The sequence below is a fragment of the Bacillus sp. USDA818B3_A genome, from assembly GCF_009928415.1.
Classification (GTDB): domain Bacteria; phylum Bacillota; class Bacilli; order Bacillales; family Cytobacillaceae; genus Neobacillus.
Window position 1 is genome coordinate 29,921 of the sequence record NZ_JAABNN010000019.1, and the last position, 15,394, is coordinate 45,314.

A 15,394-nucleotide genomic window follows, 5' to 3' on the forward strand; every position below is an offset into this window, starting at 1 on the left:
AGGAAGCCCGGTTTATTACACAGGCTTCCTTTTTATTGTCTGATTTACAACCTACTTTATTTTTAATACAACTGACTCGCCAGCTTGTACATCCTCACCTAGAGTCCTATCTAGTTGCTTCTCTGGTGATAAATTTGTAATAACAACTGGTGTAATCACTGAAGGAACCTTTTCTCTGATGGCATGTAGATCCACCATCATAATCGGCTGGCCTTTTTTCACTTGATCACCTTCAGAAACCAAGGATTCAAAGCCTTCTCCTTTAAGCTGCACGCTGTCAATACCAATATGAATCAGAATCTCACTGCCTGCCTTACTTTTCATGGTAATCGCATGTTTCGTTGGGAAGATACTTACGATTTCTCCATCAACAGGTGCCACGACCTTACCATCCACTGGCTCGATGGCAAATCCATCACCCATCATTAAACTAGAGAATACTTGGTCCGGAACATCAGATAGCGGAATCACTTTACCTGACATTGGAGCAGCCAGTGTATCCTCACCTGAAAGCTTGTCCGATTTTTGCATTTGAGGGTCGGCTGCTTTACTCTTCTTTGACTTTACCGCATTTCCAGCCATAATCGACTTAATTTCATCCTTAAGAGCATCCGATTTCGTCCCGAAAATAGCTTGGAAGTTATTCCCCATTTCTAAGACACCAACAGCACCCAGCCTTTTAAGCTGATCTTTATCCACATTGGCACCCTTGTCAACGGTTACACGTAAACGAGTGATACAAGCATCTAGATGTACAATATTATTCTTTCCGCCTAAGGCTGCAAGGACATCAACGGCCAAATCTCCCCCGCTTGAAACGGCCGCCTCACCTGCGTTTTCCTCATCAACCTCCCTGCCAGGAGTCTGTAAATTCCATTTTTTAATCGCAAATCGGAAAAGGAAGTAGTAAAGAACCCCAAAAACAATCCCTACAGGAATAGCTACCCAACCATTGGTAGACAATCCGTAGTTTAATACGTAGTCAATTCCTCCCCCAGAGAAGGTATAACCATGACGAACATGGAATAAATCCATAATCACAAACATAACTCCAGCCAACATAGCATTAACCAAGTAAAGCAACGGTGCTACAAAAAGGAAGGCAAACTCAACCGGTTCGGTAATACCAGTCAGCGCTGATGTTAAGGCAGCTGAGATAAGAACACCGGAAACCATCTTGCGTTTTTCGGGTCTAGCGGCATGAATCATTGCTAATGCAGCAGCCGGCAGACAGAAAATCATATAAGGGAAGTCTCCCATCATGAATCGTCCGGCAGTTGGGTCCCCTGCAAAGAAACGAGCCATATCCCCTGTAACGATTTCACCTGTAGCAGGGTCTGTATATTGCCCCATCATAAAATAGAATGGCGTATAAAAAATATGATGCAGTCCAAACGGAATCAATAAACGATAAATCGTTCCATAGAAAAACAAACCAATCGTTGAATCAGAAATCATTCCACTTAGAGCATTAATCCCATTTTGAATGGGCGGCCATAGGAACGAGAATACCACCCCTGTAATTAATGCACCTAGCGATGTAACAATTGGAACAAATCGTTTGCCTGAAAAGAACCCCAGTACTTGAGGCAGTTCGATTTTTGAAAAACGTTTATAAAGGAAGGCGGCTAATAATCCGATAATGACCCCGCCGAATACCCCCATATTTATAAGGTGTTCTGCTCCCTCATAAGGCGGCTTCAGCCCAAGCAAAGTCCCCATATTGTCCAGAGTTTTCGTCAAGATTAAATAACCAATAACTGCGGCTAACCCTGCTACACCTTCGCCTCCGGCCAAACCAATCGCCACACCGACAGCAAAGATTAATGGCAGGTTATCAAAAATAACTCCTCCGGCATCTTTTATAATTGGCATATTTAATAAATCAGTATCACCAAAACGAAGTAATAAACCTGCAGCAGGTAAAACGGCAACCGGTGTCATCAGGGCTCGTCCTAGCTGCTGTAAAATTTGAAAGGCTTTTTTAAACATAGATGTTTTCTCCCTTATAGAATAGTTGTTGTTATTTTCCCTCAATGTTGGTTCAATAAAGGATTTCCCTTTGATAGATTAGCTGGCTTGTGTAACCTTCAACTTTTTCGCAGCCTGTTGATCGACGATAACGGTTACATCAGGGTGCGACTGTAAATAGGAGGCAGGCAGCTCAGGTGTGATCTTCCCCTCGACCATTGCTTGAACGGCATCAGCTTTCTCATGCCCGCTTGCTAAAAGTATAATTTGTTTGGATTGCGTTAAGATGGTCTGGATACCCATGGATATCGCCAGACGTGGAACAAGTTCTTCACTGCCAAAGAAACGTGCATTCGCTTTAATAGTACTATCCGCCAATTGAACAACCCTTGTTCTTTCTTCCGGACTCGAGCCTGGTTCATTGAAACCTATGTGTCCATTGGATCCGATGCCAAGCACCTGAATATCAATTCCGCCCGCCTTTTGTATTTCCTTTTCATATAAATCACATTGTTCATGAATGTCCGGTTGATCTCCCCTTGGGATATGAACATTTTCAGGCGAGATATTAATGTGGTTAAATAACTGCTCAAACATAAACCTGTGGTAGCTTTCCGGATGATCTTGCGAAATCCCGACATATTCATCCAGATTAAAGGTCTTCACTTTGGAAAAATCAAGTCCTGACTTTTTATGAAGATGAATTAGTTCCTTATACAGACCAATCGGAGAACTGCCCGTCGCTAATCCTAAACTGGCATCAGGCTTTCTCTTAATAGCCTCCATAAACTTATTCGCACTAATACGACTTAACTCATCATAGTCTTTAGTGACAATTATTTTCATTTTTCTACCCCCTATTTTAAAATTGGTATCCCTTTCAAAATTGATAATAACAATGCATGGAGTTTGTTTCATTTGTTATTACAAATTTAACATGTTGTATTAATTTATGTCAATTGTATTTTTTCTGTAACATTTGGTAAATTACAAATACAGAGTATTTTTGAAAACCCATTCAAAAGTAGTAACAAATGTTATATGATAGAAATATAAAACTGTTTTAAGGGAGGGCTTCTTGTGACAATTGAACAAAAACATGGGGAAGCTTTATATACAACCATTAAATTAAAAATTATCGAACTAATTAAATCTGGCAAATATAAAAACAATGAACAACTGCCAACTGAGAGTGAGTTTTGTGAGCAATACCATGTTAGTAGAACAACTGTCCGCCTTGCCTTACAGCAGCTGGAATTAGAGGGATATGTCAATAGAATTCAAGGCAAAGGGACCTTTGTGTCAATGGATAAAATTCAAACCCCTTACACCCAGAAGATTCGCAGCTTTGCAGAACAAATGGAAGGACGAAATTCAAAATCTGAAGTGTTAAGTTTAGACGTCATTCCAGCCGATCCAGCGATTGCCTTCATTTTAGAGATTTCGGAAAAAGATCCAGTCATAAAACTAATCAGACTCAGGTACGCTGACTCGGAGCCCATTCAATATCATACCTCCTATATTCCTTGGAAGGTTGCACCAGGTATGAGTGCTGAAGATTGCAAAGAATCCCTATTTGAGATTTTACGTACCAAATTTGACGTAAGTATCTCGCACGGACAGGAATCAATCGAACCAATCTTGTCCGATGAAATGGTTAGCAAATACTTAAACATTCCTGTCGGATCGCCAACCTTCTTAACAGAATCGAAAACCTATGACAACAAAAGCCAAACAATCGAATACGCTCAAATTATCACACGGGGAGACCGAACGAAATTTGTCGTTGAACAAACATATAACTAACAGAGCCAATGGAATTTACAAAAAACCCAACTTTCATATATGAATGCTGGGTTTTTTTATTTAGCTATTTGTTTTTTCAGCCAAATTCGTTGCCATGTTAGCAGCGGTTAAATCAACTTGCAATTGATCACCCAATACATGTGGATGATAAAATCCCTTTGCAATCATATAGTTGGTAATATTCTCATGCGTTTGAATGGCATCTCTTAATTGTTCTCTTAAAGCCGTTCTGAGTTCTGGAGTAGCGGCTTCGGTAAGAGCAACCGTATAATTTCTAACCCCTGCCTTCGCTGCAATTAAAAAGTCGGTGGCAATCACCTGATCGGTCATCCCGCCCATTCCCATCAGGTTTTGAACAAATGAATTCATTACTGCGCCTCCCGGTTGGTTAAAAATTGTTGTAACTTCTCGATATGACGTTGACCTGTCGTCACATCATTGGCAAGAATCGTTTTTAATTCCTCATCCTGTACTAATGCACTCATTGTCGATGATTTGGTCAGACAAAGGTTTTTAAAGGTCAATAATTCATGAACATCGAGAGTCTCGTGTAATCCTAAATACTTAACCATCTATACCACTCCATCGTTATCGGTATTTTTCCCTCTTATATTTTCAATAAATTGTTTATCATATTCATTATTTTCATCTAGTTGGAGAAAATATCTCTGTCAAGAAATGGAGGTGTGAAGTAAATGGACCAAGAACAGTTAGCACTACATGAAACCTTAGAAACACATGAGCTGATTAATTTTAAAACGGTTTGTTTGCTTAGATCCAAATTGATGCAGGGGATTTGTTTCAATAATGAACTCAAACAACTGATGGAAAAAGACGTGAACCAATCGATTCAAGATATCAATGAACTACTGCCTTTTTATAAAAAAAGCCAACTATTTCATTAAGCTGGAGGTGGAAAAATGCAGGATTATCTTGACCCGCGAAATGCGGAAGGCATGCCTAATTTAGCTGATTCTACGTTTGCTATGGATTTCTTAATCTCAGTCAAAAGCGGAATCCGCAATTATGGTTTTGCCATCACTGAAACAACGGACCCTGAATTAAGAAGGGTACTAACCAAACAATTGGAAGCCGCCCTTGATTTACATGGAGAGCTTTCGGAACTCATGATCAAAAACAAATGGCTCCATCCTTATAACTTCAAAGATCAATATCCGATTGATTTAAAAGGCGCCGAGACGGCGGTCCAAATTGCCCAAATGACCCTCTTCCCTAATGACACGGATAGAGGCGGAATGTTTGCTACACCAAATCAATAAAAGGAGGGACATACTTTAATGAAAGCTGTTACTTATCAAGGGATTAAAAATATAGAAGTTAGAGACGTAAAAGACCCCACGATCAAAAACTCAGACGACATCATTATTAAAGTGACTTCATCCGCTATCTGCGGGTCGGACCTCCATTTAATTCATGGCATGATTCCAAGTACGCCAACAGACTTTGTGATCGGTCATGAGCCGATGGGTGTGGTGGAAGAAGTCGGACCAGATGTCAGAAACATAAAAAAAGGCGATCGCGTCATTATCCCTTTTAATGTCAGCTGCGGCTCCTGCTGGTATTGTCAGCATGACCTAACCAGCCAATGCGATAATTCCAATCCTCACGGGGACATCGGCGGATTCTTTGGCTACTCCGAGCTGACCGGCGGCTATGCAGGCGGGCAGGCCGAATATATGCGGGTTCCTTACGGGAATTTCACTCCTTTTAAGATTCCCGAAAACTGCGAAGTGGACGATGAAAAACTAGTCTTACTCGCAGATGCTGCCTCTACAGCCTATTGGTCCGTTGACCATGCGGGCGTAAAGGACGGAGATACGGTCGTCGTATTAGGCTGTGGTCCTGTTGGTTTACTTGCCCAAAAGTTTGCCTGGTACAAAGGGGCAAAAAGGGTGATTGCCGTGGATTATATTGACTACCGATTGCAGCATGCAAAACGGACAAACAATGTAGAAATCATCAATTTTGAGCAGCATGAAAACACAGGCCAGTATTTAAAGGAAATCACTAAGGGCGGAGCCGATATCGTGATTGATGCTGTCGGTATGGATGGTAAGTGGACGCCTATGGAGTTTCTCGCAAGCGGACTTAAGCTGCAAGGCGGAGCAATGGGAGCACTAGTGATTGCCTCACAAGCCGTGCGCAAAGGTGGGACGATTCAAGTTACTGGGGTATACGGCGGGCGCTATAACGCATTCCCTCTAGGTGATTTATTTCAGCGTAATATTGATCTTAAAATGGGACAGGCCCCAGTTATTCCATACATGCCTTTTCTTTATGATTTATTTGCCTCTGGAAAAATTGACCCGAGTGACATAGTCACCCACGTTCTCCCATTAGACCAAGCAAAACATGGTTATGAAGTTTTTGATACACGGACTGAAGATTGCATCAAAGTGATACTAAAACCATAAACACAATGGCCCAGTACCGTTTTTCAGGCTGGGTTTTTGTTTTGGTGTCAAGGCAAAAGGACGGTTCCCATGCTTCTAAAAGCATGAGAACCGTCCCAGTATGCCCCCAATCGAGGTCTAGCTATTAAGCATATGATTCCTTGTTTAAAGCTTTTACAATTTCTAATGATTTAATATGGTAGCCATCAACTGCGAGTACTTTAAACTCATAATTGTCGTGGTAAATTTTTTCACCTTCAGAGACGTCCATTTTTTGTGAGAGGATCCAGCCGCCGATCGTATCTATATCTGTATCATCTAATTCCATACCAAATAGATCATTTATCTCTTCTAAAAGGACCTTTCCATCAACGATCGTTTTAGTATCACTGATCTTATTAATTTCAGGGACTTCATCGGCATCAAATTCATCGCGAATTTCCCCTACAATTTCTTCAAGAATGTCTTCAACCGTCACTAATCCTGCAGTCCCTCCATACTCGTCCATTAAAATCGCCATATGGATTCGTTCTTTCTGCATTTTAAGAAGCAAATCGTGGATGGCAATCGATTCTATCACCTGAATGACAGGGCGCACATAATGTTCGATTGGTGTTTCTAAGTTCTTATTAATAACGTAGTCCGTCAAAACTTCCTTCATATTCACAATACCCACAATATGATCTTTTTCACCATCGATAACTGGGTATCTTGTATAATTCTCATTTTTTAAAATTTCAAGGCATTCTGCTAATGTCTGAGATTTATCAAAGGCAACAATCTCGGTACGTGGTACCATAATTTCTTTAGCAATTCGATCATCGAATTCAAATATATTGTTCACATATTTAAACTCAGATTGATTGATTTCCCCACTCTTATAGCTTTCATTAATAATTAATTGGAGTTCCTCTTCCGAGTGAGCCGCTTCGTGTTCTGAAGCAGGTTTCAATCCAAATATTCCTACGATTAAACGAGCAGAGCCGTTTAATGCTTTAATAAAAGGATACATTACTTTATAAAAAAGGATCATCGGCCGGGCGAAAAGCATTGTGACCGTCTCCGCTTTTTGAATAGCAAACGTTTTTGGTGCGAGTTCACCTACCACCACATGAATAAATGTGACAGATGCAAATGCTATAATAAACGATGCCACACTTGAAACGGTCTCCGGTAAGTTTAAGCTGACAAATAGTGGGTGAAGGATATGCTCCACCGTGGGTTCTCCCAGCCAGCCTAAGCCCAAGGCAGTAACGGTAATACCCAACTGACAGGCCGATAAATATTCGTCAAGATTTGAGATGATTTTTTTTGCTGCTAGTGCATTTTTGTTCCCTTCACCAACCAGCTGATCAATTCGGGTACTGCGAATCTTAACAATAGCAAATTCATAAGCTACGAAAAATGCAGTAAATGCAATAAGGATTGCTATAATTAGCAAATTTATAATGGTCAATAGTCTCCTTACTCTTTTGCGAAAGTAAGGAATACACCTCCTGGTTTATTAAAAAATAAAGTAAAAAGTTATCCGAACAGCAATAACAATGTTTGCGCCAATGTAACTCCCTGAATGGAAAGTTTATTTGTAAGCATGTCCTTTTCATCATGGTTCAATTTCTGAAGCATAGGCTCCATGACTTTTATTTCCTCTTTAAGGTGTTCCATAAGAAGAGCAATCTGTTCACAATGTTTTTCTATTTTCTCTTTGTCGATCGCCTTTTTTGAATCAAGCATACCAATATAAGATTTGATCTCCTCAAGCGGCATATTAAGAGTCTTATAATGTTCAACTAACTCCAAGATGTGAATCGAATCTTCCCCATACATTCGATAATTTGAATCCGTCCTTGCAGGGGTCAGTAAGCCTATTTGGGTATAATAATCAACTGTTCTTTTTGATACGTTCATTAAATTCGCTATTTCACCAATCCGATACAACTTCCCAACTTACTCACCCCTTTCTAGTTATCTCTAATTTTATCACAACCGAAACTATACAGTCAACGTGATGGTTCAAAAGTAGGCGGACGGACACTATAAAATCCCCGGACAAAAATCCAGGGATTCCTTTCATAATATTAAATTTTTGCCTTTTTATCTAACCTTAGGTCGGCTCTGAGATGAGATTTCAAATTCGGCAGTGAAATGATGACCGTTCCAATAATGATTGTGAGTGCCCCTGCACCAGATACCCAAGAAACCGCTTCATGATAAAAAACTACCCCCAGCACCATTGCAAGAATCGGTGACACAAAAAGCCAGGTCGAAGGAAAAACGGGATTCGTCTTCGAAACGAGCCAGTAGTAGAGACTATGCCCCAGCATTGAACCAAATATAATCAAATAAATAGAGGACCCGATGGCGGCCGGACTCACCAATGCGTCCAAATGGACATCCTCCGTCACAAGAGACAAAATCATTAACAAAATACCTCCATGCATCATTTGAACGGCATTCAAAGCAATCGGGGAAACTTGATCAACAAACTGATTGATCACCTTTTTGGAATAAATCGTACCTGAAGCATAAAACACCTCGCCCACAATAATTAAAAGACACCCCGCCAACAAAACTAAGTCCATATGAAATGTAAAACTCGGTAAAATGAGGAGGAACACCCCCACTATTCCAACAAGACAGCCAATAAACGAACTGGTATTAGCTTTTATTTTTAAAATAAAGGTTTGAATAAGCAGAATCATCACCGGCCCCGTCGCCGACAAGACGGCTGCCATTCCTGAAGGGACAAACTGCTCCGCCCAATAAAGCGTGGCAAACGTACCAAAGGTTAACCCAACGCCCGAGAGCAGCATCTCCTTACGAAAAAACAATCCTATAGGTGCCTTTCTTTTTATAACCATAATGGCGAACAGAATAAGACCGGCGATCAAAAAGCGAAGGCCCGCCGAGAAAAATGGAGGCACGCCCGCATCAATCCCTATTTTTATCGCAAGAAACGTGGTGCTAAAGATCAAACACATACACAAATAACCAATCAAAACCATGTCTATTCCTCCCTTGTGCTCCATTATAAGGGAAGGCAAATAGAACAGATGAAAACGACTAGACCAGATGGAAGCTTTGCATGTTAAAATCAAGGGAAATGGGAGGGAAGAAAATGAATGGAGATTACCTCTTTAAACAAGTTTATGATTATGTCATACACCGAATCGAACTCAATGAATGGAAAGAAAATGAAAAGCTGCCCTCGATTAGAAATCTAGCTGCTGACATGAATGTCCATCGCTTAACCGTATTAAAAGCCTATCAGCTCCTCAAACAAGAAAATAGAATCTATTCGAAAGATAAATCTGGCTATTACGTGCAATCTACTGGGGAAAAAAGCTTTGCTAACCCGGAAAACCCGATAGTTTCCGCTTATGTGCAAAAAAATCATTTATCGGAAATTCATAAATTATCAGTTTCCTATCAATTTTCACAGGCATTAATTGATCCAAACCTTTTACCCAACCGCTATATTTCTGATTATGTGAAGAAAGTTTTTGACCTCTATCCGAAAGTACTCTCCACCTACTCCACTGTTCAAGGTGACGAAGAGCTGCGTCAATCACTTTCCGACTATTTTAATCAAAACTATAAAACAATTACACATCCCGATCATCTCTTTATAACAACTGGATCACAGCAAGCCATCCATTTAATAGCCCAGGCATTTGTGAAATCTAGAGACACCGTTTTATTTGAACGGCCGAGCTATAGTTCTGCGATTGATGTTTTTAGAGCCCAAGGAGCTAAAATTGTAACAGTTGATATTCATCCGTATGGATATGATTTGGAACAGATTGAACTATTGATGAAAAGGCACAAACCACGGTTGTTTTATCTGAATCCTACCTTTCATAACCCAACTGGATATACGGTCCCATCGTCTCAGCGGAAGCAACTGGTTCAGCTAGCAGAACAATATCGCTGTCTTTTAATTGAAGACGACGCCTACAGTGACATCTATTTTGATCAGCAGCCTCCACCGCCAATGTATACCTACGATACGTCGGGTATGGTTATCTATATCAAGAGCTTTTGCAAATATATCTCTCCGGGTTTAAGGATTGCTGTAATGATGAACGGAGCAACAACGGTAAGAAACTCGCTTTTCTCCGTTAAAGCCCTAGCAGATAATGGTTCACCTCTATTAAATCAAAAGATTTTCCTTCATTATTTTTCATCGTCAAGGTTGCAGCAGCATGTGGAGAAATTACGAATTGCTTTGCAGATACGAAAGGAAAGAATGGAGGAAGAACTCTCATCAACGGGTTGGCAGTGGACCAGTCCTAATGGCGGTCTCAATTTGTGGGTACAGCTTCCCAGCCATCTTTTAACAGTAGAATTATTAGCCAAGAGCATCGAGCAATCCATCTCCTTCGTTCCCGGACAGATTTGCGACCCTCTAAAAGAGCCGTCTTCCTGGCTCCGGTTAAGTTATTCGTTTGTTAACGAGGAACAAATTACACAAGGAATGAAAAGGTTTATCGATTTGGTGCACTCTTCCCTATGATTATCTCTTTCTTCATGATTCGGAAGCATGAGGTCGTACTTTGCTCCCATGAGGATTGACTTGCTGTCTAACCGGGTAAATAACCTGTAGTCGATGATTCGTTAATCAAGGAGGAAGCAGCATGGAGAGAAACAAAACCATTATGCAATTTTTTGAGTGGCATCTAATGAACGATGGCACCCATTGGAAACGTCTTAAGGAAATGGCACCAAAATTAAAGGAAAAAGGTATCACATCGATTTGGATACCTCCAGTCACAAAAGCGTCTACTCAAGGTAATAATGGTTATGCTACATACGATTTATATGATCTAGGGGAATTTGACCAAAAAGGAACCGTCCGTACAAAGTACGGAACGAAAGAGGAACTATTAGAAGCGATATCTGCCTGCCACAATCTCGGTATAAAAGTTTATGTAGATGTCGTGATGAACCATAAAGCCGGTGCCGATGACACGGAAATTTTTGAAGTAGTTGAGGTCGATCCAGAGGACCGGACAAAAGAAATATCTGAAGCTTTCGAGATTGAGGGCTGGACAAAGTTCACCTTCCCTGGCCGCGATGGAAAATATTCTTCCTTTCAATGGGGCTATGAGCATTTTAACGGTACAGATAAGGATGAAAGGACAGGCAAAGACGGAATCTTTCTCATTCAGGGAGAAAATAAGGGTTGGAGTGACAATGTCGATGATGAATTCGGTAATTATGACTATTTAATGTTAGCCGATATTGACTATGATCATCCTGAAGTCAAAAAGGAAATGATTAAATGGGGCAAATGGATGGCCGATACCCTCGAATGCGCTGGATACCGCCTAGATGCCATCAAGCATATCGATTCTGAATTTATTCGTGAGTTTGTTGAGGAGATGCGAGAGCACCGCGGGGAGGATTTTTATATTGTTGGAGAACTCTGGAAACATGAGTTGGAGGGATATCAGCAATACCTTGACCAAATGGACACTCATATAGATTTATTTGATGTCCCGCTTCACTATAAGCTGTGCCAAGCTTCCAATGAAGGAAACGACTTTGACTTAACCCACATTTTTGAGGATACCCTTGCCGGCTCCTACCCTGAGCATGCCGTTACTTTTGTGGATAATCATGACACCCAGCCACAGGAATCTCTGGAATCATGGGTACAAGATTGGTTTAAGCCGAGTGCCTATGCCCTGATCTTACTTCGACAAGAAGGCTATCCGTGTGTCTTTTATGGGGATTATTATGGAATCCAAGGCCCAGAGCCTAAAACAGGAATTAAGGAAATCCTCGATTCCATGCTCTTTGCCCGCTATGAAAAGGCATACGGGGAGCAGCAAGATTACTTTGACCATCCAAATACAATCGGCTGGGTTCGGCTGGGTGTGGAAGAGATTAAACATTCCGGCTGTGCAGTGGTTGTCTCTAATGGAGATGACGGTGAGAAAAGAATGTATGTCGGTGAAGATAGAGCTGGGGAAACATGGGTGGATTTAACCAACTCAAGAAATGAAGAAATTACGATTGAAGAGGATGGTTATGCTACGTTCCCGGTTAACGGAGGAAGTGTATCGGTTTGGGCTCACGCTCCCGAGGAGCAATAAATAAGAACTGCGATTGTTCAAATGGCATTAGAAAAGGAAGAAGACAACTCTTCTCCCTTTTCTAATGCATTTCTTTTAGTCAGTAATCGGAAACCGAACTTCAACGGTTGTCCCTTGATTCTCAGTACTTTTTATCGTAATAGACCCATTATGCTGTTTGACGATTCGGAAGCACAACATTAAACCTAGACCAGTCCCTTTTTCCTTATTGCTATAAAAAGGCTCTCCAAGTCTTTTAATACGTTCTTCACTAATCCCCATTCCATTATCAATGATTTTTATAAGGACATTTTCCCTTTCCAAGCTTCCAACTATCTGAATGATGCCTGCCTTCACAATAGCCTCCATGCTGTTTCGAATAATATTGATGAAGACCTGTTTGACCTGATTACGATCACACATAATTGGTGGAAAAGCACCGTCATATTCCTGATAGATTTGAACATTTTTCAGATTGGCTTCCGGGCGGAGCAATATTACCACATCCTGAAGAATCGATGCAAGATCATAGCGTTCCAATTTGGATGGCTGCGGTTTCGCCAGGTTTAAAAATTCTTGAAGAATATCCTCAAGTCTTTTAAATTCCTCAAATATAATATTAAAATATTCAGGTTTATGAGTCCCTTGTTGGAACAGCTGAATAAATCCTTTAATCGATGTGATCGGATTTCGTATTTCATGTACCACACCGGCAGCCAATTCCCCGACCATGGCCAATTTCTCTGATTTGGCTAATTGTTCTTCTCTTCTTTTTTGCTCAGTAATATCACGACCAGCAATGATAATATGTTCCATTTCGCCATGACTGCCAAACACCGGTGTAGCAATACCCTCTATTAATACATAATTTCCACTTGAATGTAAAAATCGTGCTTCTATTCGAGAGGAAGGGACCCTTCCTAGGATTTGCCGATATTGTTTCATTACTTTATGTCTGTCTTCGGGGTGAACCAATGGAAACGCACTAGCTCCTTCATAGGATCTTGCGGGAGTACCAAGTGCCCTTCCAAGAGAAGGAGTTGCATATAAAATCTTCCCGTTGTTATCCAGCAGCATAAGGATGTCACTCATATTCTCGGTGATAAGACGATATTTGGACTCGCTTTCCCGTAAAGAATTCTCCACCTGTTTTCGTGCGGTTATATCAATGCAAGAACCGATCACCTCGATGATTTCTCCGCCCTTTTTGATTGGACGCAGACTGGCTAAATAATCAATTCCATTGGCGTGGCCTTCATAATGGACAAGTTCGTCCCCATCCCACGCCTTCTGATAATAGACCGTTTTTCTCAAGGCGATTTCCAAAGGAAAAAACTCATCCAGCCTTTTTCCCACCACTTGCGCTGGGATTAATCCCATTCGATAGAGCAACTCCCCATCACAAAGGGTATGAATAAATTGTCCATTCATTCGTTTAAACTTAAAAATCATCCCTTGTTGCAGACGAACGGTATCTTGTAATTCTTTTTTTGCTTGATTTAATAGCTCCTCATACCAGATCCGGTTCTTGATATTCTCAGGGATACCGTGTTCATTCACCACTTGTTGAATCTCAGGAAGATTATCATCTAACTCCTTTGCAGACATAGGTTTACTGAAAAGATATCCTTGCCCCTGATCACATAAATGCTGTTGGAGAAAGATCAGCTGCTCCTTTGTCTCAATTCCCTCAGCAACCACCTTCAAATTTAAATTATGAGCGATGGAGATAATGGTTTTAACAATCGCTTCGTCATTTGGATTGTTATGAAGCTCCCGTACAAACGACTGGTCTATTTTCAATGTATCAATCGGTAATTCCTTTAAATAGCTTAATGAACTATATCCTGTCCCGAAATCATCAATACTGATAGAAACTCCAAGATTCTTCAATTGTTGCAGGGTTAGTATGGTATGTTCAAGATCAGGTTTTATACTTTCGGTTAATTCAACCTCTAAATAGTGTGGTTCCAGACCTGTTTTTTGCAGGACCTCTTCAATTGTTTTAACGATATTTAAGTTAATAAACTGCTTTTGCGATAAATTAACAGAGACTGCTGTGTAAAAACCTTTCTTTTGCCAGTTTTTAATTTGCCGACAAGCGGTATATAGAACCCATTCCCCGATAGGTATAATCAAACCGGTATCTTCAGCAATTCCTATAAAACTTTCTGGTAACACCAATCCCCAGATTGGGTGATTCCATCTGATTAACGCCTCTACGCCAACTAGTTCACCTGTCCTTAAATCCAGCTTCGGCTGATAGTGCAGTGTAAACTGGTTCTGTTCAATGGCCTTTCGAAGCTCTAATTCTATTTTTATACTTTGATCGTCGGTAGAGTTATTCATATCTTATTCCCCATTACTACTGTTGATATATTGCAAGTTTATCATACTTATAAAATGAAATGAGGGTATTTTTACTAGGCATAAAGGTGGAAAAAATGGAAACTTACCTATAACAACCATGTGTTATCGATTATTTTTGTAAAGCTTTGTATCTATATAAAAAGAGCTGCCGCCGCAGCTCTTTAATATACTATTCAGATTTACATTTTATCCATTTACGATGCAGCGGGAGTAAGAAAGCAAATACAACCAAATATAAAGGGATGGAAATAAAAAAGCTCCAGCCATGTGGCTTCATATAGCCTACACTCCTCATCCCCCATTCAATTAAAACAGACATGATCGTGAAAATAATCGTGAGTTTCCATTTATTAGTCTTCTCTAAGTAATTTAAATAAATCACAGCCATTGAGGACGGAATGAAGCTGTAACTAAAAAATTCACCAATTCCGGTGATTTTTGGATGGCCAAAATCCACAAGATCTAACATTTTTCCTAATATCGAATCAGAAATCCATGCTAAATATCCAACGATTCCAAAGGTAACATAAAATTCTCTCCAGCCTATTTCTTTTTTAGGCATAAAAAGAGCATAAAGTAACAAGAACATCGAGATTAAGATTGGAAACCAAACCCCTTGAGCATGTAAATCCAAATTCTTCATTATGGAATTCAAAATACTCACCTCAACTTTACTATGTCCAAATTCAAGGTAAATATTTCAAGTTTCTCGTTTCTACATAAAAAGAAAAGCACCAACCCTATCTGGCGGTG

The 15,394-nt window shown here is 40.4% G+C and carries 15 protein-coding genes; 6 read left to right on the plus strand and 9 right to left on the minus strand.

Annotated features, from left to right (window positions below):
* Positions 1–51: 51 nt before the first annotated feature.
* Both ptsG and nagB read right to left on the minus strand, forming a co-directional pair.
* Complete coding sequence (gene ptsG / locus GXK58_RS21460) at positions 52–1,992, minus strand: glucose-specific PTS transporter subunit IIBC (protein WP_160725228.1); 1,941 nt, start codon at positions 1,990–1,992, stop codon at positions 52–54.
* Positions 1,993–2,070: 78 nt separating this feature from the next.
* Positions 2,071–2,817, minus strand: a complete 747-nt coding sequence (gene nagB / locus GXK58_RS21465) for a glucosamine-6-phosphate deaminase (RefSeq protein WP_160725229.1) — start codon at positions 2,815–2,817, stop codon at positions 2,071–2,073.
* Between the two features lie 234 nt (positions 2,818–3,051).
* On the opposite strand from nagB, the gene GXK58_RS21470 reads away from it, so the two are divergent.
* A complete protein-coding gene (locus tag GXK58_RS21470; RefSeq protein WP_272928171.1) occupies positions 3,052–3,777 on the plus strand; it encodes a GntR family transcriptional regulator in 726 nt (241 codons plus the stop codon).
* 60 nt (positions 3,778–3,837) lie between these two features.
* Here GXK58_RS21470 and GXK58_RS21475 read toward each other — a convergent pair whose 3' ends face one another.
* Positions 3,838–4,146, minus strand: a complete 309-nt coding sequence (locus GXK58_RS21475) for a spore coat protein (protein WP_160725230.1) — start codon at positions 4,144–4,146, stop codon at positions 3,838–3,840.
* Positions 4,146–4,349, minus strand: a complete 204-nt coding sequence (locus tag GXK58_RS21480; RefSeq protein ID WP_160725231.1) for a hypothetical protein — start codon at positions 4,347–4,349, stop codon at positions 4,146–4,148. Before GXK58_RS21480 ends, GXK58_RS21475 begins: the two co-directional genes overlap by 1 nt.
* A 123-nt stretch (positions 4,350–4,472) precedes the next feature.
* Between GXK58_RS21480 and GXK58_RS21485 the strand changes: the two genes are divergently transcribed.
* Genes GXK58_RS21485 through GXK58_RS21495 form a run of 3 tightly spaced genes read left to right on the plus strand, consistent with a single transcriptional unit; the run spans position 4,473 to position 6,212 of the window.
* Positions 4,473–4,682 carry a spore coat protein gene (locus tag GXK58_RS21485; RefSeq protein WP_160725232.1) on the plus strand — a complete coding sequence of 70 codons (210 nt, stop codon included), beginning with the start codon at positions 4,473–4,475 and terminating at the stop codon, positions 4,680–4,682.
* Between the two features lie 15 nt (positions 4,683–4,697).
* Entirely contained in the window at positions 4,698–5,057 is a 360-nt protein-coding gene (locus tag GXK58_RS21490; protein ID WP_160725233.1) for a spore coat protein, read from the plus strand.
* 18 nt (positions 5,058–5,075) lie between these two features.
* On the plus strand, positions 5,076–6,212 hold the full coding sequence (locus GXK58_RS21495) for a zinc-dependent alcohol dehydrogenase (RefSeq protein ID WP_160725234.1): 1,137 nt from the start codon (positions 5,076–5,078) through the stop codon (positions 6,210–6,212).
* Between the two features lie 124 nt (positions 6,213–6,336).
* On the opposite strand, the gene GXK58_RS21500 is transcribed toward GXK58_RS21495, so the two are convergent.
* From GXK58_RS21500 to GXK58_RS21510, 3 genes are all read right to left on the minus strand, one after another.
* Positions 6,337–7,647 (minus strand): hemolysin family protein, encoded by a 1,311-nt coding sequence (locus GXK58_RS21500; protein ID WP_160725235.1) that lies wholly within the window; start codon positions 7,645–7,647, stop codon positions 6,337–6,339.
* Positions 7,648–7,715: 68 nt separating this feature from the next.
* Positions 7,716–8,099, minus strand: a complete 384-nt coding sequence (locus GXK58_RS21505; RefSeq protein ID WP_160725296.1) for a MerR family transcriptional regulator — start codon at positions 8,097–8,099, stop codon at positions 7,716–7,718.
* 170 nt (positions 8,100–8,269) lie between these two features.
* Positions 8,270–9,196: a DMT family transporter gene (locus GXK58_RS21510; RefSeq protein ID WP_160725236.1), complete on the minus strand. Its 927-nt coding sequence runs from the start codon at positions 9,194–9,196 to the stop codon at positions 8,270–8,272.
* 113 nt (positions 9,197–9,309) lie between these two features.
* On the opposite strand from GXK58_RS21510, the gene GXK58_RS21515 reads away from it, so the two are divergent.
* Positions 9,310–10,707 carry an aminotransferase-like domain-containing protein gene (locus GXK58_RS21515; protein WP_237389741.1) on the plus strand — a complete coding sequence of 466 codons (1,398 nt, stop codon included), beginning with the start codon at positions 9,310–9,312 and terminating at the stop codon, positions 10,705–10,707.
* Between the two features lie 121 nt (positions 10,708–10,828).
* Positions 10,829–12,292: an alpha-amylase gene (locus GXK58_RS21520; RefSeq protein ID WP_160725237.1), complete on the plus strand. Its 1,464-nt coding sequence runs from the start codon at positions 10,829–10,831 to the stop codon at positions 12,290–12,292.
* Positions 12,293–12,367: 75 nt separating this feature from the next.
* On the opposite strand, the gene GXK58_RS21525 is transcribed toward GXK58_RS21520, so the two are convergent.
* Together GXK58_RS21525 and GXK58_RS21530 are read right to left on the minus strand one after the other, a co-directional pair.
* Positions 12,368–14,620, minus strand: a complete 2,253-nt coding sequence (locus GXK58_RS21525) for an EAL domain-containing protein (protein ID WP_160725238.1) — start codon at positions 14,618–14,620, stop codon at positions 12,368–12,370.
* A gap of 190 nt (positions 14,621–14,810) precedes the next feature.
* Positions 14,811–15,296, minus strand: a complete 486-nt coding sequence (locus GXK58_RS21530; RefSeq protein WP_160725239.1) for a hypothetical protein — start codon at positions 15,294–15,296, stop codon at positions 14,811–14,813.
* Positions 15,297–15,394: the final 98 nt, after the last annotated feature.

What these genes read in the sequence shown, in the direction of transcription:
- ptsG (WP_160725228.1), bottom strand. Translation starts at nt 1,992, where the DNA reads ATGTTTAAAAAAGCCTTTCAAATTTTACAGCAGCTAGGACGAGCCCTG.
- nagB (WP_160725229.1), bottom strand. Translation starts at nt 2,817, where the DNA reads ATGAAAATAATTGTCACTAAAGACTATGATGAGTTAAGTCGTATTAGT.
- GXK58_RS21475 (WP_160725230.1), bottom strand. Translation starts at nt 4,146, where the DNA reads ATGAATTCATTTGTTCAAAACCTGATGGGAATGGGCGGGATGACCGAT.
- GXK58_RS21480 (WP_160725231.1), bottom strand. Translation starts at nt 4,349, where the DNA reads ATGGTTAAGTATTTAGGATTACACGAGACTCTCGATGTTCATGAATTA.
- GXK58_RS21485 (WP_160725232.1), top strand. Translation starts at nt 4,473, where the DNA reads ATGGACCAAGAACAGTTAGCACTACATGAAACCTTAGAAACACATGAG.
- GXK58_RS21490 (WP_160725233.1), top strand. Translation starts at nt 4,698, where the DNA reads ATGCAGGATTATCTTGACCCGCGAAATGCGGAAGGCATGCCTAATTTA.
- GXK58_RS21495 (WP_160725234.1), top strand. Translation starts at nt 5,076, where the DNA reads ATGAAAGCTGTTACTTATCAAGGGATTAAAAATATAGAAGTTAGAGAC.
- GXK58_RS21505 (WP_160725296.1), bottom strand. Translation starts at nt 8,099, where the DNA reads ATGAACGTATCAAAAAGAACAGTTGATTATTATACCCAAATAGGCTTA.
- GXK58_RS21510 (WP_160725236.1), bottom strand. Translation starts at nt 9,196, where the DNA reads ATGGTTTTGATTGGTTATTTGTGTATGTGTTTGATCTTTAGCACCACG.
- GXK58_RS21515 (WP_237389741.1), top strand. Translation starts at nt 9,310, where the DNA reads ATGAATGGAGATTACCTCTTTAAACAAGTTTATGATTATGTCATACAC.
- GXK58_RS21520 (WP_160725237.1), top strand. Translation starts at nt 10,829, where the DNA reads ATGGAGAGAAACAAAACCATTATGCAATTTTTTGAGTGGCATCTAATG.
- GXK58_RS21525 (WP_160725238.1), bottom strand. Translation starts at nt 14,620, where the DNA reads ATGAATAACTCTACCGACGATCAAAGTATAAAAATAGAATTAGAGCTT.